The following is a 21,050-nucleotide window of genomic DNA, read 5'->3' as shown; positions in this document are numbered from 1 at the left end:
CGCCGCCCGCTAAGCGTTGGACATGAAACTCGTCACCTTCAACATCAACGGCATCCGCGCCAGGCTTCCGCGCCTCACCGAGTATCTGGCCCGCGAGCGGCCCGATGTTGCCTGCCTTCAGGAGTTGAAGTGCGCGGACGATTCCTTGCCGATCCAGGATATCGAGGCCGCCGGCTATCATGCGGTGTGGCACGGCCAGAAAGGGTTTAACGGCGTCGCGATCCTGGCCAAGGATAAGCCGCCCATACTACGCCAGGTCGGCCTGCCCGGAGACCCTGACGATACCCACAGCCGTTACATCGAGGCCGAAGTCGACGGGCTGATCATTGCATCAATCTACCTTCCGAACGGCAATCCGATCGGAACGGAGAAATTCGATTACAAGCTGAAGTGGATGGATCGCCTCCGGGAGCGCGCGGCGACAATCCTCGCGGAGGAGAGGCCTGCGGTCCTGGCCGGCGACTATAATGTGATCCCGGAGGACCGGGACACCTTCTCGCGGCGTGCGATGGCCAATGATGCCCTGTTCCAGCCGGAGAGCCAGGCCGCGTACCGGACCATCGTCAACCAGGGCTGGACCGATGCGCTTCGGGCCATGAACCCAGACGAGGACCGGCTTTATACCTTCTGGGATTATACCGCCGGCGCCTGGCCACGCGACGCGGGTTTCCGCATCGACCATCTGCTATGTTCGCCGCAAGCAGCCGACCGGCTGGTCGGCGCCGAGGTCCACAAATGGGCCCGCGCGGAGGAGAAGGCCTCCGATCACGCCCCCGTCGCCATCGAGCTAGCCTAAAGAGCTCGTTCGTATATCCGATAGGTGTGGTTGATGTTCGCGCCGGGCAGCTGCGCGATCGACATCATTCCCTGATTGTCTTCCAGTACCCAGCCGAACTCGCCGACGTGGATGCCATATTTGTTCACGCACACGCGACGGGTGAATTCGATCAGCATGAAGGCCAACTGGCTGGCCAACCGTCCGCCCTGCATCGACTTGCGGACGCCCATCAGCGGCACGCGCACCCGGCGGGTCGCCACCTTGTGCAGGCGCCACAGCAGTTTCGCCCAGCCGAACGGGAAGAGCTTGCCGTCCAAGTCCCGGATCATCTCGTTCATGTCCGGAATGGTGATCATGAAGGCGACCGGCTCGCCATCGACCTCGGCGATCTTGACCAGATCCTCGACGATGATCGGTTTCAGCTTCTTGCCGGCATAGGCGATCTCATCGTCGGTCAGCGGCACGAAGCCCCAATTGTCCGACCATGCATCGTTCAAGATATCGAGGATGATCGCCGCTTCCTGGTCGAACTTGGACTTGTCGACGTTGCGGATACGGATCCTCGGATTCTTCTCGCCCGACTTGATCAGGCGGTCGATCACCGGGATCATGTCGATCCTGATGTCGAGCTCGAAGGTGAAGAGGTCCTTGGCCTTGTCGTAGCCCGCACCCTCGATCCACCCGCGATATTCGGGACGATGGTGACCCATCATCACCATCGGCGGTTCGCCGAAGCCCTGGATCAGCAGGCCCGGCTCATCCCAGATGGAAATGGAAATAGGGCCGAGCGCCCGCGTCATTCGCTGTTCGCGCAGCCACTCCTCGGCGGTCTTGATCAGTGCCGCGGCAACCGCATCGTCCTTGGCCTCGAACATGCCCCACTGGCCGGTACCCGGCGACATATGCTCCTGTACCAGTTCATCGACCTGGGCGCTGATGCGGCCGACGACCTTGCCATCGCGTTCCGCCAGCCAGAATTCCGCGAATCCATGACCGAACCAGGGGTTCCGCTTCGGATCGATCAGGCCATGGACCTCATCTTTCAGCGGCGGGACCCAGTGGGGATCCGACGCATAAATCTCCCACGCAAAGTCGACGAACGCGTTGCGCTCGGCCTTCGAATTCACTCGCTTGATGCTGATTTCACCGCTCATGCCGCTTGGTTGCAGCCAAGCGGCGGACAAGCAACCGATATCGTACTGACCTGGAACCGCCACGATGGTGCCACTATCTCCTGCAATCGGCACCTAGGACCATGAACAAAGCAGTGACCTTGAATCGCGGAACCGGCGCGGCACCTGCCGCGGACCATGCCGCGCGCGCTCCGCGCAAGGACGACAATGCGATGCTGAAGGCCGCCGCCAACCTGACGCGCGACCTGAATGCGCCGAGAGCCGCCATTTACTGGGCCGACATGCTTGGCTCGGCGCTGCTAGGTTATGCGGCGCTGTTCCTCGCCATCAACGCCGGTTCGACGGCCGCTGGAATCGCGGCTGGGCTCGTATCGGTGCTAGCTCTTTATCGCGCAGGCAGCTTCATTCACGAGCTGACGCACATGAAGCCCAATGCGGTTCCGGGGTTCCGGCTGGTTTGGAACCTCATTATCGGCATTCCGCTGCTGGCTCCGTCGTTCATGTATGAGGGCATACATAATCAGCACCACGCCAAGACCTACTACGGCACGGCCAACGATCCCGAATATCTGCCGTTGGCACTAATGAGGCCCTGGACCTTGCCGCTGTTCCTGGTTGCCGCGTTGCTGGCACCCATTGCCCTGCTGTTCCGCTTCGCCGTCCTTGGGCCATTGTCGATGCTGTTGCCAGGTCTCAGGGAAATCGTTGTCGGCCGCTATTCAGGCCTGCAGATCAATCCGCGCTTCCACCGCAAGCACCCTGAAGGCAAGTTTGCCCGGGACTGGGGATTGCAGGAAGCCGCCGCCAGCATGTGGGCCATCGCTCTGATTGCCCTCGTCGCAACCGGCATCATCCCCTTGCGCGACTTCGCCATCACTCTCGTCATCATTTCGGGCGCCATGTTCCTGAACCAGGTGCGGACCCTGGTCGCGCATCTGTGGGAGAATGACGGCGAGCCGATGAGCGTGACCGCCCAATATCTGGACAGCGTCAACGTGCCGCCGCCGGGAACCTTGCCGGCGCTGTGGGCCCCGGTTGGCCTTCGCTACCATGCGCTGCATCACCTGCTGCCGGGCGTGCCCTATCACAATCTGGGCGAGGCTCACCGCCGCCTGGTCCGCGAACTGGCGTCCGATTCAATCTATTTCGAATCCAACCATCGCGGCCTGTCGCCGCTGGTGGCGCGGCTTGCATCGAGCACGATGCGGCCCCGCTAACGCTTTCTACTCTTCCTGGCGGATGAGGACGAATTCGCCGATCAGCAAGAACAGGAAGAAAGGCGCCCAGGCCGCGAGGAACGGCGGGTAGGCGCCGTAATTGCCTAGAGCCAGGCTGAAATTGTCGGCGACGAAATAGGCAAAGCCCAGCGCCATGCCGATCGTCGCTCGAAGCAGGACCTTGCCCGAACGCGCGAGACCGAAGGCGGCGGTAGCCGCTAGCAGCGGCATCAGCATCGTCGACAACGGTCCGCTGATCTTGTGCCACCAGCCGGTGCGCGCTTCCTCGGTCGGTCGCCCTGCCGCCGCCAGGTCATCGATCGCATCGCCCAGCGCCATGAAGTCGCGCACATTGGGATCGACCCGGGCGAGCGTAAAGCGCGACGGTTCGACACCTGCCAACGCGGTCATCGAAGGCGCGCGCATCACGACGTTCATTCGCGCGTCGTAGGTCCGCACATTGTCGAGCTGCCAGCCTCCGGCAACTTGCTCGGCGCGCTCGGCCTCGACGACGCGGGTGATTGCGCCGCCTTCGCGATCATACATGGTCACGCCGCGAAGCTTGGTCGTCGGACCGCGGCCACCGACCAGCTTGGCATGAACCAGGTCGTTCCCGTCGCGGATCCAGACGTTCGACAGGATGCCGCTGTCCGGCGGGATCGGCTCATAATCCGCATCGGTCCATGCCGCGACCGTCCGGGCGGACTTTACCACGACCAGCTCGTTGAACGCGAAGAGCAGCACAGCGACGCCGAAACTGGCGACGACCATCGGGGCCAGGATCTGGTGCGCCGACAAGCCCGACGCCTTCATCGCAACCACTTCGCTGTTCTGGTTGAGGCCGACGAAGGCGATGAGCGCGCCGAGCAAAACCGAGAAGGGGAGGAAGCGGGAGATGAGCATGGGCACGCGAAGCGACACATATCGCCAAAGCTCGGCCTCGCCATTGCCATCAACCTTCAGGATTTTGCCTGACTCGCCAAGCAGGTCGAGCATCATCAGCACCATGACCAGCATGATCAGAACCGCGAGGCTTCGCGTCAGGAACAGCCTGGCCGCGTAGATCGCCAGCTGGCGCGAGGGCATGAAGTCAAGGTTGATCATGCCGCCTCAATTCGTTGGAAACGCGATTTGGGAAGCGCCTTGCGGACAAGCTTGCCGATCTTCGCGAACGCGGCTTCCAGTGCGCCGATCGGCTGGCCTCCGGGGCGGTGCGCGATGACGTGATACATCCACAGGATCAGCGCGACGAACGCCAGGAACGGCAGCCACAGCGCCAGTTCCGGCTGAAGCCGTCCCTGCGATCCGGCGCTTTCCGCGTACTGGTTTATCTTGTGGTAGGTCACGACCATCACAATGCCGATGAAAATGCCGAGCGACGAAGTGCTTCGCTTGGGCGGCACCGCAAGCGCGATGGCCAGCAGCGGCAGCATCATCATCATCACCACTTCGACGAGCCTGAAGTGAAGATTGGCCCGCGCCGAGCGCTCATCCTTGGGGGTTTGAGCGGTTCCGCCATAGGCCCTGCTGACCAGCTCCGGCAGGATCAGTTCCTTCTCCTCATTGCCGCGGCCGCGGAAGGGATCGATGGCCGGAAGGTTGATCGGAAGGTCGTAACTTTCGAACGCCAGCGTCCTCGGGGTCGCGAAAGACGGATTGTCCTGAACCAGCCGGCCCTTCTTCAACCGGAAGATGATCGTGTCGGGATCGTCCGTGGACAGGAACTGCCCCTCGGCCGCGGTCGCCGCGACCTTCGTCCCGGCCTTGTCGTCGAGGGCGGTGAAGATGCCGAGCAGGCGCGTCCCCTTGTCCTCGCTCCGTTCGATGCGGAGCGTCATGCGCTTGCCGAATTCGTTGAACTCGCCGACCTTGATCGAAGCGCCCAGCGCTCCGGATTTCAGTTCGAACCGCAACCCTTCGTACCGGTAGCGGGCATAGGGATCGACCCAGCCGACGATCGCGATGTTCACCAGCATCAGGCCGACAGCAAACATGTAGGGAACCCGAAGCAAGCGGCCGTAGCCGATGCCGATCCCCCGCATCGCATCAAGCTCGGAGCTGAGCGCGAGCTTCCGAAAGGCGAGCAGGATCCCGAGCATCAGCCCGATCGGAATCCCGAGCGAGAAATATTCCGGGAGCAGATTGGCGAGCATCCGCCAGACGACACTGACCGGCCCGCCCGCCGTGATCACGAAATCGAACAGCCGCAGCATTTTTTCGAGCACGAGCAGCATCGCCGCGAGGATCAGCGTACCGACCAGCGGGACCGTGATATTCCGGGCAAGATAGCGGTCGACCAACCCCAACTTACGGCTCCAGCCCCAAACACATCTTAATTCGTCTCCGCGGCACCATGATTTGGCCGCAAAGCGAGCCGACATGACAACCGGGGCGCCGAAGCCTTGCCGATTCCAATAAGGGGGGAATGGCAAGGGAGCGGCGCCGTTTGTGCCTATAACGAAGCGGATGGGAAAATCATGTCCAAATCGTCGTTTCCCCTTGTGGCGGGTGGAGCAGGGCTCCTTGCGGCCTCCGCTGCTCTTGTAATTCCGGCTCCTGCCGTTGCGGCGACTGGCTGCAATGCGGGCAAACCCTCGGTGCTCGTCCACGTCGCCGGCTTCAAGCAGGCGCGGGGCAAGGTCAAAGTTTCGGTCTATGGTCCGGGCAGCGACCGCTGGCTGGCCAAGGACGGTCGGGTCGGCAGGGCCAAGATGCCCGTCACTGCCAAGTCGATGGATATCTGCGTGCCCGTTCCGGCACCGGGGCGCTACGCGGTGGCAGTCCACCACGACCTCAACACCAATGGAGAGCGCGACCGTCACGATGGCGGCGGCTATTCGCGAAACCCGAAGGTCAGCTTGCTCAATCCCAAGCCAGCATTTTCCAAGGCTGCCTTCCAGGTCGGCAATGGTCCGGCACGGGTTGGCGTGACCCTGCTCTACGTCAAGGGGCTCGGCGTGAGCCCGGCGGGTATCTGATGAACAGGCCTCGGATTGCTCTCATCAGTAATCCGAAGTCGACGGGCAATCTTGCCCAGTTGCCGCGGATCCGCGCCTTCTGCGCAATGCATCCTGACATTTTCCACTATGAGGTGGAGCGCGCCGACCAGATCGGCGAGGCGATGAAGACGATCGCCCTGATCGAGCCGTGCGTGCTCGCGATCAATGGCGGCGACGGCACCGTCCAGGCCGTGCTGACCGAATTGTTCAATGGCGGCCACTTCGGCGACATCGCTCCGCCCGTGGCGGTGCTTCCCAGCGGCAAGACCAATCTCATCGCGCTCGATCTCGGGGCCCAGGGCGATCCGGTGCAGGCGCTGGAGCGGCTCATCGAAATCGCCAATGCGGATCTGTCTCCTCACCTCGTCGCGCGGGAACTGATTGCTCTTTCCGGGGGCGAAACCGGAATCCAGCCGGTCATCGGCATGTTCCTCGGCGGAGCGGGGCTCGCCGACATCATGCTTTATTGCCGGGAGCGCATTTATCCGCTCGGCCTCCCCAACAGCATCAGCCATTTCATCACCGCGGTCGCCGTCGTCATGCGCCAGGTGTTCGGGATGCGTGCCAGCTTCCTTCCGCCGGAACCGAGCCCGCTCAGCGTCGTGGTGCGCCGTGAGGGGACGATTACCGGCCGCTTCGCTTTCCTGTTCGTGACGACGCTTGAAAAGCTGCTTCTATCCAGCGAGCTGAATTCCGGCGGCCGGGGCCCATTGAAGTTCGTTGCCGTCGAGCAAAAGCCGGTTTCAATGGTCCGCGCATTCGCGGCCAGCCTGGTCGGGCGCCTTGGCCACACCAAGCTGGCCGGCGTGCATGTCGAGGAAGCGGACGAGATCGCCATCGAGGGTGAAGCCAGCCACGTTATCCTTGACGGCGAAACCTTCCGCGCCGGTCTTGGCAAGCCGATCCTTCTGAAGCCGGCTCCGCCCTTGTCGTTCGTTCGCATCGCGGCCTGAGGGCAGCGTTGGCCGACGCATTGCGCACATTGGTGAATGCCGAGCTCAGCCAGCCGGTCGATCCGCGCGTCACAGCCATGGCGGAGGCGATTGCCGCGCGTCACGGTGCCGCGAGCCGAGCCGTGCTGTTCTACGGCAGCTGCCTTCGCGAGAAGCAGCTCGAAGGGCTGATGCTCGATTTCTACCTGATCGTGTCGGACTATCAGGCAGCGTATGGCAAGCGTTGGCTGGCAATCGCCAACCGGCTGATCCCGCCAAACGTCTTCCCATTCCATCATGACGGGCTGGCGGCAAAATACGCAGTGCTGAGCGAGTCTGACTTTCGTCGAGAAGTCAGCGGCAGGGCTCGCAGCACATCAGTTTGGGCGCGCTTCGCTCAGCCGTCTCGATTGGTATGGTCTTATGATCGGGATACCCTGGAGCGTGTTGTTGACGTGATCCAAGACGCCGCCCCAACGCTATTCCAATACACCCTCCCCATGATGGATCTGACTAGCCCGTTCGGTCCCGGCGATATTTGGAAGCGTGGCTTTGCATTAACGTACGGCGCTGAGTTGCGAGCGGAGCGTAGCGTGCGACCTTCTTCAGTCGTCGATGCAGATGCCGAGCGCTATGAACGATTTGGACTGGCCGCTCTCGCCCGGATCGCCGAACTGATCGGCGTAGGCTCCAACGGAGAGGTCGCTCTGTTCAAACGCGCCGATCGAATGGCGCGTCAGTGGAGGCGAATGCAATGGAAAGGTAAGGCCCTCTCGGTTTTGCGCCTGGCCAAGGCCAGCCTGACCTATGCCGGCGGAGCGGAATATATCGCGTGGAAGATCAATCGCCACGCAGGGACCGACATCGAATTGAAGCCCTGGCAGAAACGGCACCCGCTGCTCGCGGCGATCAGCCTGCTGCCGCGGCTCCTCCGCTCCGGCGCGATTCGGTAGGCGCGCCCCTCGGTGTCCGGGCGAGCGCGGTCGCGACAGCGCTCGACAAGGTGCTGACCGTGAACGGCTTGCGCAGCAGGTCGTAGCCGATCAAATCCTCGCCTTCGCCTTCACCAACATAGCCCGTCACGAACAACACGGCGATGTCAGTGTGGCGAGACTTTAGCTCGCGTATCATTTCGGGCCCTGTCATTTCCGGCATGATCACGTCGGAAATGACGAGGTCGAATTCCATGCTGTCGAACAGCGCCAGCGCCTCCGGTCCGCTGGCGCAGGCAACCGGTTCATAGCCAAGGTCCTCAAGGGCTCCGACCGTCGCGGTGCGGACCCGTGGATCGTCCTCGACAAGCAAAATGCGCGCGCCAGGGACCGTCATGTCTTCCTCCGTCCTCGCATGCATTGCGGGATGCGCTCGGACGTTACTTGGCTCCGCATCGGTTCGAGGTAGGTAAATGGATACGGTTGTCCCCTTGCCAACCGAACTTTCGATGCCGACTTCGCCGCCGGACTGATGGGCAAAGCCGAATATCTGGCTAAGGCCAAGGCCGGTGCCCTTGCCGACCGCCTTGGTGGTGAAAAACGGCTCGAAAGCCCGTTCCTTGACCTCTGGGGTCATGCCGCAACCGGTATCGGTCACCTCGATGCACAGATAATCGCCGCCGCGGATGTCCCCGACTTCGCTGGCCTTCATATGCTTGTTGAGCGACCGGATCTTGAGCTTGCCGGTCCCTTCCATTGCATCGCGCGCATTGACCGCCAGGTTGACGATCGCATTTTCAAGCTGGTGCGGGTCGACGAACACTGGCCAGGCGTCGCCGGACAGGTCGGTAACGACCTTGATCCGCTCACCCAGGGTGCGGTCCAGCAGTTCGCTCATTCCGCCAACCAGCACCGCCGTGTCGACGCGTTCGGGCATCAGCGGCTCGGACCGGGCGAACGACAGCAGGCGGCGGGTCAATGCGGCGGCGCGCGTGGCGCCTTCCATCGCATTGGTCAGGTGGGTCATGATCTCGCGGCGCGGGCCGTTCAGGCGGCGGCGGGCCAGATCGATCCCGCCGACCACGACCGCCAGCATATTGTTGAAGTCGTGGGCAATGCCGCCGGTGAGCTGGCCCACCGCTTCCATTTTCTGGACCTGCCGAAGCTGAGCTTCGGCCGCCAGACGCTCGATCGCCTCGGCTTTCAGCTTCTGGTTTGCCTCCCACAGCTCCTGCGTGCGATCGCGAACCGCAAGCTCCAGCGCCTGGGCGCGTTCGGATTCCGATTCCGCTTCCTTGCGGGCGGCGGCATTCTGGCGGAGGGCCTGCACGGCAACATAGCCCATGAAGATGCCGAACAGGCCGACGATGACCCCGAGCCAGCTCAGATAATCCGTCAGCCGATTGGCTTCGGCCGAGAAAAATTGGGTTTCGGAGATTTTTTCGGACAGGGCGGCACGTTCCGCATCCGCAATCTCGGATAATTTGCCGCGCAGTTGCGTGCCGATATCGTCGACCTCCGCGCTGGGCTTCATGGAGATCGAATAGAAATAGCTAAGGCCGTAGGTCTTTTGTCGGCCGGCGATGTAACGCGCCACGTCGCTGAACTGCTGGCCGCGTTGCTGGAATAGCACCCGCAATTCCTCAGCCCGCTTGCGCTGCTCGGGATCGCGGGAAACCGAACGTTCCAGCTGGTTCAGCTGCTGACCGGCAAGCCGCCAGTGCGCATAATAGCGGCTGCCGCTCGTCTTCGCGTCTTCATCGAGAGCGTAACGGCCAACGGCTGCTTCCGCGCGTGCGATGCTGGCGTCCATCGTGCGGGTCAGCAAGGTCACGTCATAGGCGTGCCGCTCCGCCTGCAGGGCGCGGTCGCGGGCACCGTTGGAAATCGCAACCAGCACGACCATGCCCAGCAGGACCATGGTCGAAACGAATGCGATCGCCGCAGCAACACTGCCTCGGCGCCAATCCAGCCGTTGCTCTTCCCCCGGCGTCATGACGCCAGTCTAAACTGCAGATTCCTCCGGGGAAACCCTGAAAAGCTCAGCTGATGCAGCCAGTCGCCCGACCTGCCGCTTCGAACATCCCAAGGATCTCGTCGACCTGTTCCGAACTATGTTCCGCGCAGAGCGAGCAGCGCAGCAGGGTCATTCCTGCCGGCGTCGCCGGCGGGCGCGCCAAATTGACGTAAAGCCCCTCGTGCAGAAGGGCTTCCCACATCGCCGCTCCGCGCTCCAGGTCGGGCATGATGACGGCAATGATCGCTGACTGCGGCTCATCCGTACCAAGCGTGAAACCGAGCGCTTTGAGGCCGGCGTGCAGCTTCTTGCTGTTTTCCCAAAGATGGTCGCGCTTGGCCTTGCCGTGCATCAGCTTGCGGATGGATGTCGTGGCCGTCGCGACGACGCTCGGCGGAAGCGAAGCGGTGAAGACATAGGGCCGGCAGACCAGCCGCAATATCTCGAACTTCGGATGGTTGGAAACGCAGAAGCCGCCGACCGTTCCGACCGACTTCGAGAAAGTTCCGATGATGAAATCGACATCGTCGATCACGCCCTGCGCCTCGGCCACGCCGCGGCCATGTTCGCCGATGAAGCCCATCGAATGCGCCTCGTCGACCAGCACCATGGCGCCGGCGGCCTTGCACACAGCCACCATTTCCTTGAGCGGGGCGATGTCGCCCAGCATCGAATAGACGCCTTCCAGGACGACCAGCTTGCCGGCTTCGGGCGGAAGCCGCTTCAGCCGCTTCTCGAGCGCGTCGATGTCATTGTGGCGGAAGGGGACGATCTGCGCATTGCCGAGCGCACAGCCGTCATAGATCGACGCATGGCTGTCGATGTCGAGGATGATGTAATCATCCTTGCCGGCCATCGTCGAAATGATGCCTAGATTGGCCTGGTATCCGGTCGAAAACACCATGGCATGATCCATGGCGTAGAAGTCCTTCAGCGCATCCTCGACCGCCTTGTGGCCGGCGTAGGTGCCGTTGAGAACCCGGCTTCCGGTGGTACCGGACCCGAACTCGTCCAACGCTTTCTTGCCGGCCGCGATGACGTCCGGGTCGAAGGTCATTCCCATATAATTATAGGTGCCGAGCAGGATGGTCTTGCGCCCGTTGCAGATGGCGACGGTCGGCGAAACCACTTCCTCCATCACTAGCCCGAACGGATCGGTGATGCCGGTCGAAAGCAGCTGCTCGCGGGTCTGGATCAGCGGATCGAATTTGGAGAACAGGTCGGTCACTTAGTCGGCCTTGAGCTTGCCGACCGCATCGATCAGCTGGCCGACCGTTTCGATCTCCGCCTGCTGGTTCATGGTGATGACGATGTCGAATTCATCTTCGATATTGGCGACGAAATCGAGGACGGTCAGGCTGTCCCATTCCAGGTCCTGCGCGAACCGGGTTGCTTCGGTCACATCCACGCCCTTCTTGTTGAAGGGCTCGATCAGGGCCATCACTTTGGCCTCGGTTTTAGCGCGGTCGGTCATGCTAGAGGTCCCTAATATCAGGGGCGCGCTTTCGCAATCGAATGGGGCGCAATCAGGGCGCGGTTCGTTGAGCCCCCTGTAACCAGACTCGCAGCCGGAACGAAAGGCACTACTGCCCCCGGTAAGCGTTTCTAACATAAATCAGGGATAATGCCGTGCCGGACGAACGCATTGTTGCCATAGGGCTGTTGACCAAGGGCGACGTGCAACGCCTGGGGGATACGTTTACCCGGCTCTGGCCGGTCGATCAGGCCACGGATTTTTCGGAATTGCTGGAGGCGATCGACGAGGCGGAGGAGCGCCACCGCCAAATCGACGGGCACAAAGTTCGCTAGACAGTCCTATTTGGCCTTCGCACGCACCGCATCGGACGATTGCAACAGATTGTCGCGCAACTGGGCGATGGTCCGCTGGACCTTGGCGAAATCGCTGCCAAGGCCGGTAGCCTCGAGCAGCACGTCGGCCGAGCTTTCAACCTTCTGCATCGCCTTTCGGCCCGCCGGCGTCAGCTTGACCCGGACCTGGCGCTCGTCGGCCGGGTCCCGTCGGCGCTCGGCAAGCCCTAGCGCTTCCAGCTTCTTGAGGATCGGGGTCAGCGTATTGGACTCGAGGAACAGCTTGTCCCCCAGGTCGCCGACCGTCTGGTCGTTTTCCTCGCCCAGAGCGATCAGCGTCACATATTGTGTGTAGGTGAGGCCGAGTTTGTCGAGGATAGGGCGATAGGCCCTGCCGAAGGCGAGGTTTGCCGAATAGACGGCGAAGCAAAGGAAATCGCCAAGTTTTTCCGGCGGGCTTGGACTACGGGCCATGAATCTACTCCGGCTAACTGAGCTTTCGTCTAAAGCGTATGCGATTGAATCGAAAGCGGCGCGGACGGCGCCAGATTCGACGCCGTCCGACCGGTAGTTAGGGCTTAGGCGAAAGCGGGCTCAAGGACGTTGATTTCAACATCGATGTTGCCACGGGTCGCCTTCGAATAGGGGCAGATCTCGTGAGCAATGTCGACCAGCTCTCGGGCCACTGCGATGTCGATGCCGGGGACGGTAACGTCCAGCTTGGCGCGCAGGAAGAACTCGCCGCCTTCCATCAGAAGGTCGATGGTTGCATCGATCCGCGGGGCCTCGGGCAGGGCGACTTTCTTCTGTGCCGCGGCAAGACCGATCGCGCCCATGAAGCAGCCGGACCAGGCGGCGCCGAAGAAGTTCTCGGCGGCCGGATGCGGATCGGCAAGCTGGAAATCGAAAAGGCCATCGGCGGCGCGGGTCGATCCGTTGGCGCCGCCAACATTGTGGGTGGTTCCGGAATAGACGGTCTTGGCAGTCATGTTCATTTTCCTTCGGTTAGAATCGTGTCCGATTCGATCGGATGCGAGGCAAATATGCGTGAGTCGGATATATGTCAAGCGCAATCGATTAAATCGCATACGATTTATATCATCGTTAGGGTGCCGATCAATCGGGCACTAGCTCGCGGCGGCCAGGAAAGGCATGGTCGGGACCGGAAACGGCCTTTCAATTCGATGGGGGTGAAGTGAGACGACGATCAATCCTATTGTCTCGGCTGGGACTGGCGACCGCATCGCTGCTGATGATGGCCGCCGCGCCGTACAAACCGCCGGAAACAGGCACTCGCATCGTCTACCGTCATGCGACTTTGATCGACGGTCAAAGCTCCACCCCTCGGCCGGACACGGCAGTCATCACCGACGGCGAAAAGATCGTCGCGGTAATCGCCGACCGAAGCCTGACCGACGCGCAGCTAAACGGCGCCCAGCAGGTCGACCTCAGCGGCAAATATCTGCTGCCCGGCTTCATCGACACGCACCAGCATCTGGCGACGCCGCCCAATCGCCCCGTCGCAGAGCTGCAGCTGGAACGGCTCGTCTACAGCGGCGTCACCTCCATCCGCGACATGGCCGATGATCTGCGGCAGGTCTCGGACCTCAGCCGAGCCGCGATCGTCGGTGAGATCGCTTCGCCGGACATTTACTATGCCGCCCTTATGGCAGGGCCGAGCTTCTTCACCGACCCCCGTACGCACGCGGTCGCGAAAGGGGCCGAACCGGGCGCCGTTCCTTGGATGCAGGCGATCGACGACGGGACGGACATGCCGTTGGCCGTCGCCCGATCGAAGGGAACCTATGCCACCGCGATCAAGATCTACGCGAACCTTCCCGGGGAGAGGGTGGCCGCCATCACCACCGAAGCGCACCGGCAGGGGATGAAGGTCTGGGCGCATGGCATGGTCTTCCCGGCAACACCGGCGGAGGTCGTCGCCGCTGGAGTCGATACGGTCTCCCACACTTGCTACCTCGCCTACCAGGCGATGGATAAGCGGCCCGATTCCTACCAGAATCGCTTTCCGGTCGATGCATCGCTGTTCAAAAGCGATAATTCGGTCATGTCGAAGCTGTTCGGCGAGATCGCTCGTCGCGGCATCATCCTCGACGCGACCTTGAACGTCTATCCGACAGCCGAAGACGCGGCGAAACTGAAGCGGCCGCCACATTGTACGGTCGATCTGGTCGGGAAGCTCACCAACCAGGCCTGGCGCTCCGGGGTCACGATTACGACGGGTACGGATGGCGAGACGCCGGGCGAAGAGCCATGGCCCGCGCTGTTCGACGAATTCGAGCTGCTCCACGACCAGGCCGGCATGCCTCCCGCCGCGGTGATCGCAGCGGCCACTTTGAATGGGGCGAAGGCCGCGGGGCAGGAAAAGTCGATGGGCAGCATCGAGCCCGGAAAGCTCGCCAACATGGTCGTGCTGACGAAGAACCCGCTCGAGGATGTGAAGAACCTTCGAAGCGTCACCCTGACCGTGAAGCGCGGGAAGCAGTTCCCGCGCGCCGACTACGGTCAATAAGGGGGCCGCCGGCGTCACCGAGAGACGCCGGCGGGGGGTACGCGGCTTTAGGGGGCTGGCTTCTCCGGTACCCGCTTCCAGAAATCGTCGAATGCAATGCTGTCGAAGAAGGCAGTCGCGCGGACGATCTTGCTGTCCTTCATTTCAAGGATCCACGCATAGGTATTGGCATATGGCTTGCCGTCGCGTGCCGTCCCTTGCGCATCGAAGAAGGCGATCACGGTGTTACCCTCCGCATAGAGCTTGCGAACCGAAGGGATCAGCCGCGACTGCATCCGTGAATTGAACGGCCGGATCACCTCACTCATGAAGGCTTCCTTGGTCGGATAGGTCCTGGACGCCATCGAATTGCCGGTGATCGTCCAGCTCGCGTCCTCCGCCAGCAGGTCGTAGGGACTGCCCGTACCATTGGCCCAGGCCTCGAAGCCTTTCGCAACCAGTGCCCGATTATGGTCTTCCATCCCCTGTACCGACTGCGCCAGTGCGGCGTCGCTAATCATCAGCTGGACTCCTGCAATCGCTAGGCCGGCTGCGGCTGACCAGCCGCTACGACTTCCCATTGCAGGCCTCCTTCCTGAGGCGCGTCCTGCGCCGCCGCCGCCGCCTGGGCGACCTCGAAATCCTGCGCTACCGCGCCCCCTGACACGCCGACGGCACCAATCAGCGTGCCCTGACCGTCCCGGAGCGGAATCCCGCCCGCGAACACCACCAATCCGCCATTGGTCTGTTCAAGACCGGGGGACGAACCCCCGGGCTTGCAATATTCGCCGACAGCCTCGGTGTTCATGCCGAAGACCGCCGATGTCTTCGCTTTCTTGAGCGCAATGTCGATCGATCCGATCAATGCACCGTCCATGCGGAGGAAGGCCTTTAGATTGGCCCCGCTGTCGAGGATGGCGATATTCATCGGCACGCCGATTTCCGCCGCCTTGGCCTCGGCAGCCAGAAGCACCGCGTCGCAGCGCGCTTGCGAAATCTCCATGATCCGCTCCTCGGTCTAGACGGTCAGGACCGGCTGGTTGTCGGGCTTCAGTTCCACTTCGACCTTTTCGTCATCGCCCTCGATCCGAACGTCCCAGGCCAGCCGCTGATGCTCTTTCAGCATTTCCTCGATGACCTTGGGCACGACATTGCGGAACTTGCCGGTATCGGCGGGAACGATCTCGATCATCCGGTCGATCATTTCGGTCGGATCCATCTTGCCCTCCGGCGTCGCGAAGAAATCGTCGAAACCCTTGCGCAGTTCGGCACGCTTGGTGAAGTTTTTGGCATCGTCGAGCCAGCGGAACGGATTGTCCGCCATCGTCTCGTTATAGCCGGTGTAATAGGCGCCCGGATTGATCGTCTGGACCTTGATTCCGTAGGCGGCCAATTCCTGCTGGAGCGCTTCGGCGATGGCCTCCAACGCATGCTTGGTCGAGACATAAGTGCCCCAGTTGGCCGGCGTGAACAGCCCACCCATTGATGAGGTGAAGACCACTTTCTTGCCCTTGGCGGTGCCCTCACGGATCCAGCGCTGGACCACGCCCTGCGTCAGCTCGAGCGGCAGGAAGACGTTGACCTCATAATTGCGGCGGACAAGCTCAACCGGAATTTCCCAAACCGGACCAGCTTCGCCTTGCCCGGCATTGTTCCAAAGGACGTCAAAGTCCCAGCCCTGCGCCTGGCTGATGTCGTAATGATCGGTAAGGTCGAGCCGCTCGACGCGAATGCGATCAGAAAGCCCCAGCGCCTCGGCTTCCTCGCGAAGCGGGGTGACCTGGGGTGATACCTGTACGGTTGCGATGATGTTGTGGCCGTTCCTGGCCATTCCGATTGCCGCGGCCTTGCCGAAGCCCGAGCCGGCACCGGTAATGAGAATGGTCTTAGCCATAAGTCCTCCTTGCGAGTCGGAACTTGTTGGTTAGACGCTGATATTTACTCGCGCTGTCTCTCGATTGCGGTCGTTGTTGCCGGATTGCGGGATCGATCCGATTTGGTATCTAGGTTGCCGGTCGCGGCTGCTTGAGGCGGAAGCGATCGAGAGAAGCCGTCCGTTTTGCCTGTGCGTTGGGGACGTGTCGCCTCTGGCGGTCTCCCTTGAAGACATGGGAGTGCCGACGTGGAAGCCGCCTATCGCGATACATTGGCCGAAATCGCCCGCATCCAGCGGCGCCCGCCTCCAATCGTGCCTCTTCCCTTCGCCGACGACACCATGCTGACCCGAGCGTGGGTGAACGATCCCATCCACGACGATGTCGCCCCAATGGAGCATCATGTCATTGCCCCGACACTTAGGGGCGATGGCTGGTCGGAGGTTCGGTTCGGGGCAAGCTCCATCCGTGCGCCTTCAGTCACGGGCGGAATTACAATTGCTCCGCGCGGGTTCGGCGGCCGTTTCGATTGCGATGGCAGGCCCGTCGCATCGAATGTCTTCGTCAGCCGCGGGCGGCTCCAACGATGCGCGGACGCAATGGGGTTGAGACAGCCGGCTGAGCTATTGCCGCGATTGAATTTCGCTGACCCGAAGCTTTTCGCAATTCTGGCGCTGATCGGTGCGGAAGCGAAGCAAGGCGGTCCGCATTCGCGGCTTTACCTGGAGACGCTTCTCGACCTTCTTTGCGTGCAGCTGTTGCGGGACCATTCCGCCTTCCCCTTGCAGGACAGGTCAATCGGCCACGGCCTCAAACCGCGTCAGGTGCGTCACGTCACCGACTATATGAAAGTTCACCTCGACGAGGCGGTCGCGTTGCAGCAGCTCGCCGACCTGCTCGGCCTCAGCCGATTTCACTTCTGCACCGCCTTCCGAAAGGCCACGGGGCACACGCCGCATCAATATTTGGTCCGGATACGCATGGAGCGGGCCAAGGATCTCCTTGACGATAGCCGCCTCACGGTGACCGACGTCGCGCTCGCCGTTGGGTATCAAACGCCCTCTTCGTTCACGCAGGCCTTCCGAGCGGCGATAGGAGTGACCCCATCGGCTTATCGCGCAGCCCGGCAATAATTCGGGACGAGCAGGCGAGAAATCGCCAGTAAGGCCCGACTACCGAAATCGAGGCTTGCTTCCTTCAGCAATCCAAGCTTGCTTAAGGGCCTGTCACGCAGGGGGTATTCGCGATGTCTGAGCCGCCGCTCGTAAACCCGGACGATCCGGTTTTTCCGAAGGAGGTCCACAACCTGCTGGTCGCGGCCAATGCGACCAACATCACCCTGTCAGGCATGGCGGACACCAAGGCGTCGATCCTGATGGGCGCCAGCTTCGTCGTTTTCTCCATGTCGATCAGCGACATTTCCGAAGGCAAGGCCGGACTTCCGTTGCTGGTGCTGACCATGTTCTCGTTCATCGCCACCGTGCTGGGCGTCATGACGGTGCGGCCGAACAAGATGGTCGTGACCAAGGAGCCGATCCCGCCGGAGAAGATCAACATCCTCTTCTTCGGCAGCTACACCAATGCCCGGCGCGAGGAATATATCGCCGAGATGATGAAGGTCCTCTCGTCGGAAGAGGAAACCTACAAGCGGCTAACGGCCGACCTTTACGATCATGGCAAGGTGCTGCGCGACGACAAGTTCAGTTGGCTCTACTGGAGCTTCACGCTGTTTCTGGCGGGAATGGTGCTGACCGCCTGCGCCGTCATCTACCAGCTGGTCTTCAACTAGAGCCAGCCGGCCTCGCGATACCAATTGGCGGTGTCTGCCAGGCCCTGCTCAGTTTCGATTGCCGGCTTCCACAACGTCTCGGGCGCGCCGCGGCCCGGGTCGACCATCCAGTCGGGGTGGCAGAAGTATGCGACCCGATCCGCGGTCAGCTTGGCCTTGTCGCCGCGTGCCAGCCGATCGATCTTCGCGCCGAGGCTGAGCAGCGGGCGCGGTGTCGGCAAATTCATGACGCGGCGCCCAAGTGCCCGGCCGAGTGCCTGGCCGAATTCGGCATGGCTCCAGCCTTGATGGCGGCCGTCGTCGGGTTCGATCATCAAACCCTTCGGTGCCATTGGCTCGGCGAGCGACAGCAGCAGTCGCGCAAGGTCGTCGACGTGGATCACGGACAGGCGGCCTTCCGGCGGAAGGAGCACGAATCCTCGCCTCGCCATCCTGAAAAGCTCGAGCATTTCCTTGTCACCAGGCCCGTAGACGGCCGGCGGGCGAACGATGGCGGAGGATAAGGGCGAAGCCGCGACCAGCGCTTCCGATCCTGCCTTGCTGGCGCCGTATGCCGACAATCTCGGCTCTCTCGCGGCGAGCGAACTGACATGGACAAAGCGTTCGGCCCCGCCCTTCTCGGCAGCGTCCAGCATCGCTGCCGTGCCGGTGACATTGCCGGCCTCGAAACCCGCAGGGTCGGGGGCATTGATGACTCCGGCGACGTGAATGACGCTGTCCGCGCCAATCGCCAGTTCCAAGAGGCTGTCGGGGCGATCCAGCGATCCGTCGATCCAGGTAACGCGGTCGCGCGGCTGCTGAGGGCGACGAGTGAGCGCGCGCACCGCGTGCCCCTTCGCCAGGGCCAGGTCCAGGAGGCGCCCGCCGACAAAGCCGGTCGCGCCGGTGATGGCGAGGTTCAGACCGGCGACCATTCGATCGGCTCGGCGGGCCCTTCATCCTCGACGCGCTGGACGGTCAGCCGCTCGAGCAGCGCATCGAGCACGGCTTCCACGCCCGTTCCGCCTGCAGCGCTCAATGCGAGCACGGGCTTGCCGCTTTCCTCCTGCAGTTCGGCAGTCAACGCGGCCGTCAGCTCCTCGTCGAGCGTATCAATCTTGTTCAATGCGACGATTACCGGCTTGTCGACCAATCCCTCGCCATAGGCTTCCAGCTCGTCGCGGACGATACGGTAGCTGGTGGCGACATCCTTGTCGTTGGCGTCGACCAGGTGAAGCAGGACCTGGCACCGCTCGATATGCCCAAGGAAGCGGTCGCCGATGCCCGCGCCCTCCGCCGCGCCTTCGATCAGGCCCGGGATATCGGCGACGACAAACTCTCGCCCGTGATGGCTTACGACGCCCAGTTGGGGGCGCAGGGTCGTGAAGGCATAGGCGCCGACCTTGGCGCGCGCATTGGTGACGGCGTTGATGAAGGTCGACTTGCCGGCGTTGGGAAGCCCGACCAGGCCGACATCGGCAAGCAGCTTCAGGCGCAGCCACACCCACATTTCCTCGCCCGGCCAGCCCGTGCCGTGCTGGCGCGGTGCCCGGTTGGTCGAGGTCTTGTAGCTGGCATTGCCGCGTCCGCCGTCGCCGCCCTTTAGGAAATGGATCCGCTGGCCGATCTCGGTGAAGTCGGCGAGAACCGTCCGTTCCTCGTCATCGGCGAGTATTTGCGTACCGAGCGGAACCTTGATCAGAAGGTCCTTGCCGCCGGCACCGGTCATGTTCGAACCCGCGCCGCCCTTGCCGCGCGGCGCCTTGAAATGCTGGGTGTAGCGAAAATCGATCAGCGTATTGAGGCCTGGAACCGCCTCGAAGATGACGTCGCCGCCCTTGCCGCCGTAACCGCCGTCGGGACCGCCATATTCGATGAACTTCTCGCGCCGGAAGCTGACCGCTCCCGGCCCGCCCGCGCCGGAGCGAATGAAGATCTTTGCCTGGTCGAGAAAATGCATGGCGGGCGCTTTAACGACAATTGCGGCGAAAAGGCAGCATTGCCCTTCAAACGGGGGTTGGCAATGAACCAAGCTCCTCCGCCAGCGCGGCGAAAAAGGCTTCGCGTTCAACTTCGTCGGCCTGACGCTGGTCCGTGGCCGCATCGGTGAAGGCGTCCGGATAGCGGCGGTCGAGCAGTTCGCGCTCCTCCGGCGTGCATTGGCGGCTATAGTCCGGCTCGCCGTAGCAGCCTTCCTCAAAGCCGTTGAAGCCATCGGGCGGCGGGAAGTTGGTGCGCCAGCTATGGTCCTCGATCCAGATCCGTTCTTCTTCCTCGCCATCGTCGATATCCGCTGCTTCATCGAGCGCCTTTCCCTGGCGAAGTTGATGAAGTTGACGGATCAACATCGAATCGCTGCCGTGCCCAAGGATGGCGTAGTCATCGTCAATTTCGAGCGGCGGTGGTGCCATCATGTCCCGCATGTCGGCGGTGCGATCTTCCGCAAGCGCGGCGAGATAAGCCTCCCAGTTGGCGGCCAGCTGAAGTGTCGGCTCACCGGAGCGCTGAGCGCGGTCGGAGCGTGCATCGAGCCGATTCAGCACCGCGATCGACAGGCGATTGTCGTGACGATGCCGCTCCGCGACCACTTCCCCATCCTTCCAGATTTGATCGACGGTACCGTGGACGGCGCGATGGAAGAGATCGTCGGCCAGCCGCGCCCGGGCCATCGACAAAGCGGCATCCCAGCCGGCGGCGAACAGCGGGTCGCGATTGCGCAGCGCATAGGCCGCCTGGCTGCTGCGCCGGACCTCCCGGCAGGCGTCGGTGACCACGCCGCTTTTGGCCAGCGTTTCGAGGAAGGAGGCTCGGGCGGTCGGAGTCCAGCCGTCGTGGCGATAGTTACGGGTTTCGGTTTCAATCGTTTCGAGGTTGGACGAGGCCCCAAGCGGCGGCGGATCGTCGGGGGCGTGGCGGCCGTAGGTAAGAAGGACCGGGGCGGCGCTGTCGCAGGCTTGATTGTCGTCCATACGACTCGCAGATAACCCATTTGGTTCGTGTAGGACAGGGAAGAATTTTGGCCCGTGGCGGTTATGCTAATGGCAGGAATGGGTGGAAAGCGGACATAAAGCGTGCAACGCTT

Annotated in this window: 23 protein-coding genes; 9 read left to right on the top strand and 14 right to left on the bottom strand. The window is 62.3% G+C overall.

The features are described from left to right. Positions 1–22 precede the first annotated feature (22 nt). The gene (gene xth, locus LZ496_RS06340; protein ID WP_249903741.1) at positions 23–796 is read left to right on the top strand and encodes an exodeoxyribonuclease III; all 774 of its coding nucleotides are present in this window, start codon (positions 23–25) and stop codon (positions 794–796) included. Here the strand turns inward: xth and LZ496_RS06335 are convergent. Then, positions 793–1,932, bottom strand: coding sequence for an N-acetyltransferase (locus tag LZ496_RS06335; protein ID WP_249903740.1), 1,140 nt, complete (start codon positions 1,930–1,932; stop codon positions 793–795). The genes xth and LZ496_RS06335 overlap by 4 nt on opposite strands. A 101-nt stretch (positions 1,933–2,033) precedes the next feature. Between LZ496_RS06335 and LZ496_RS06330 the strand changes: the two genes are divergently transcribed. Continuing rightward, positions 2,034–3,128 (top strand): fatty acid desaturase family protein, encoded by a 1,095-nt coding sequence (locus LZ496_RS06330; protein ID WP_249903739.1) that lies wholly within the window; start codon positions 2,034–2,036, stop codon positions 3,126–3,128. A gap of 6 nt (positions 3,129–3,134) precedes the next feature. Here the strand turns inward: LZ496_RS06330 and lptG are convergent, their stop codons facing one another. Together lptG and lptF are read right to left on the bottom strand one after the other, a co-directional pair. After that, a complete protein-coding gene (lptG, locus tag LZ496_RS06325; protein WP_249903738.1) occupies positions 3,135–4,232 on the bottom strand; it encodes an LPS export ABC transporter permease LptG in 1,098 nt (365 codons plus the stop codon). Next, entirely contained in the window at positions 4,229–5,434 is a 1,206-nt protein-coding gene (gene lptF / locus LZ496_RS06320; protein ID WP_249903737.1) for an LPS export ABC transporter permease LptF, read from the bottom strand. Before lptF ends, lptG begins: the two co-directional genes overlap by 4 nt. A gap of 291 nt (positions 5,435–5,725) precedes the next feature. Between lptF and LZ496_RS06315 the strand changes: the two genes are divergently transcribed. From LZ496_RS06315 to LZ496_RS06305, 3 genes are read left to right on the top strand one after another with little or no spacing between them, the layout of a single operon-like run. Then, positions 5,726–6,106 (top strand): DUF2141 domain-containing protein, encoded by a 381-nt coding sequence (locus tag LZ496_RS06315; protein WP_249903736.1) that lies wholly within the window; start codon positions 5,726–5,728, stop codon positions 6,104–6,106. Next, complete coding sequence (locus LZ496_RS06310; protein ID WP_249903735.1) at positions 6,106–7,080, top strand: diacylglycerol/lipid kinase family protein; 975 nt, start codon at positions 6,106–6,108, stop codon at positions 7,078–7,080. The genes LZ496_RS06315 and LZ496_RS06310 overlap by 1 nt, the downstream gene beginning before the upstream one ends. A gap of 8 nt (positions 7,081–7,088) precedes the next feature. Beyond that, a complete protein-coding gene (locus LZ496_RS06305) occupies positions 7,089–8,012 on the top strand; it encodes a hypothetical protein (RefSeq protein WP_249903734.1) in 924 nt (307 codons plus the stop codon). Here LZ496_RS06305 and LZ496_RS06300 read toward each other — a convergent pair. Genes LZ496_RS06300 through LZ496_RS06290 form a run of 3 tightly spaced genes read right to left on the bottom strand, consistent with a single transcriptional unit; the run spans position 7,969 to position 11,482 of the window. Continuing rightward, on the bottom strand, positions 7,969–9,987 hold the full coding sequence (locus tag LZ496_RS06300) for an ATP-binding protein (RefSeq protein WP_249903733.1): 2,019 nt from the start codon (positions 9,985–9,987) through the stop codon (positions 7,969–7,971). The genes LZ496_RS06305 and LZ496_RS06300 overlap by 44 nt on opposite strands. Positions 9,988–10,033: 46 nt before the next feature. Next, on the bottom strand, positions 10,034–11,236 hold the full coding sequence (gene spt / locus LZ496_RS06295) for a serine palmitoyltransferase (protein WP_249903732.1): 1,203 nt from the start codon (positions 11,234–11,236) through the stop codon (positions 10,034–10,036). Next, positions 11,237–11,482 (bottom strand): acyl carrier protein, encoded by a 246-nt coding sequence (locus LZ496_RS06290; RefSeq protein ID WP_249903731.1) that lies wholly within the window; start codon positions 11,480–11,482, stop codon positions 11,237–11,239. A gap of 155 nt (positions 11,483–11,637) precedes the next feature. Here LZ496_RS06290 and LZ496_RS06285 point away from each other — a divergent pair, with 155 nt between their 5' ends. After that, positions 11,638–11,817, top strand: a complete 180-nt coding sequence (locus LZ496_RS06285; protein WP_249903730.1) for a hypothetical protein — start codon at positions 11,638–11,640, stop codon at positions 11,815–11,817. A gap of 6 nt (positions 11,818–11,823) precedes the next feature. On the opposite strand, the gene LZ496_RS06280 is transcribed toward LZ496_RS06285, so the two are convergent. Together LZ496_RS06280 and LZ496_RS06275 are read right to left on the bottom strand one after the other, a co-directional pair. After that, positions 11,824–12,291, bottom strand: coding sequence for a MarR family winged helix-turn-helix transcriptional regulator (locus tag LZ496_RS06280; RefSeq protein ID WP_249903729.1), 468 nt, complete (start codon positions 12,289–12,291; stop codon positions 11,824–11,826). Positions 12,292–12,395: 104 nt separating this feature from the next. Next, positions 12,396–12,806, bottom strand: a complete 411-nt coding sequence (locus LZ496_RS06275) for an Ohr family peroxiredoxin (protein WP_249903728.1) — start codon at positions 12,804–12,806, stop codon at positions 12,396–12,398. Positions 12,807–13,033: 227 nt separating this feature from the next. Here LZ496_RS06275 and LZ496_RS06270 point away from each other — a divergent pair, with 227 nt between their 5' ends. Then, positions 13,034–14,347, top strand: coding sequence for an amidohydrolase family protein (locus LZ496_RS06270; protein ID WP_249903727.1), 1,314 nt, complete (start codon positions 13,034–13,036; stop codon positions 14,345–14,347). Positions 14,348–14,394: 47 nt separating this feature from the next. On the opposite strand, the gene LZ496_RS06265 is transcribed toward LZ496_RS06270, so the two are convergent. The 3 genes from LZ496_RS06265 to LZ496_RS06255 are packed head-to-tail and all read right to left on the bottom strand — an operon-like array spanning position 14,395 to position 16,220. Next, the gene (locus tag LZ496_RS06265) at positions 14,395–14,907 is read right to left on the bottom strand and encodes a nuclear transport factor 2 family protein (protein ID WP_249903726.1); all 513 of its coding nucleotides are present in this window, start codon (positions 14,905–14,907) and stop codon (positions 14,395–14,397) included. Then, positions 14,868–15,329 carry a GlcG/HbpS family heme-binding protein gene (locus LZ496_RS06260; protein ID WP_249903725.1) on the bottom strand — a complete coding sequence of 154 codons (462 nt, stop codon included), beginning with the start codon at positions 15,327–15,329 and terminating at the stop codon, positions 14,868–14,870. Before LZ496_RS06260 ends, LZ496_RS06265 begins: the two co-directional genes overlap by 40 nt. A 15-nt stretch (positions 15,330–15,344) precedes the next feature. After that, complete coding sequence (locus tag LZ496_RS06255) at positions 15,345–16,220, bottom strand: SDR family oxidoreductase (protein ID WP_249903724.1); 876 nt, start codon at positions 16,218–16,220, stop codon at positions 15,345–15,347. Positions 16,221–16,448: 228 nt separating this feature from the next. On the opposite strand from LZ496_RS06255, the gene LZ496_RS14045 reads away from it, so the two are divergent. Together LZ496_RS14045 and LZ496_RS06245 are read left to right on the top strand one after the other, a co-directional pair. Beyond that, entirely contained in the window at positions 16,449–17,333 is an 885-nt protein-coding gene (locus LZ496_RS14045) for an AraC family transcriptional regulator (RefSeq protein WP_249903723.1), read from the top strand. Positions 17,334–17,446: 113 nt separating this feature from the next. Continuing rightward, the gene (locus LZ496_RS06245) at positions 17,447–17,989 is read left to right on the top strand and encodes a Pycsar system effector family protein (RefSeq protein WP_249903722.1); all 543 of its coding nucleotides are present in this window, start codon (positions 17,447–17,449) and stop codon (positions 17,987–17,989) included. On the opposite strand, the gene LZ496_RS06240 is transcribed toward LZ496_RS06245, so the two are convergent. The 3 genes from LZ496_RS06240 to LZ496_RS06230 are packed head-to-tail and all read right to left on the bottom strand — an operon-like array spanning position 17,986 to position 20,937. After that, positions 17,986–18,903 carry an NAD-dependent epimerase/dehydratase family protein gene (locus tag LZ496_RS06240; protein ID WP_249903721.1) on the bottom strand — a complete coding sequence of 306 codons (918 nt, stop codon included), beginning with the start codon at positions 18,901–18,903 and terminating at the stop codon, positions 17,986–17,988. The two genes, LZ496_RS06245 and LZ496_RS06240, sit on opposite strands and share 4 nt — an antisense overlap. Further along, positions 18,888–19,928, bottom strand: coding sequence for a GTPase ObgE (obgE, locus tag LZ496_RS06235; protein ID WP_249903720.1), 1,041 nt, complete (start codon positions 19,926–19,928; stop codon positions 18,888–18,890). The genes LZ496_RS06240 and obgE overlap by 16 nt, the downstream gene beginning before the upstream one ends. A gap of 46 nt (positions 19,929–19,974) precedes the next feature. Then, the gene (locus LZ496_RS06230) at positions 19,975–20,937 is read right to left on the bottom strand and encodes a hypothetical protein (protein ID WP_249903719.1); all 963 of its coding nucleotides are present in this window, start codon (positions 20,935–20,937) and stop codon (positions 19,975–19,977) included. Between the last annotated feature and the right edge of the window lie 113 nt (positions 20,938–21,050).

It is taken from the genome of Sphingomonas caseinilytica (genome assembly GCF_023516455.1).
Classification (GTDB): domain Bacteria; phylum Pseudomonadota; class Alphaproteobacteria; order Sphingomonadales; family Sphingomonadaceae; genus Sphingomicrobium; species Sphingomicrobium caseinilyticum.
Note: the sequence above shows the minus strand (reverse complement) of the source record. Positions and strands in the feature narration are given on the sequence as shown.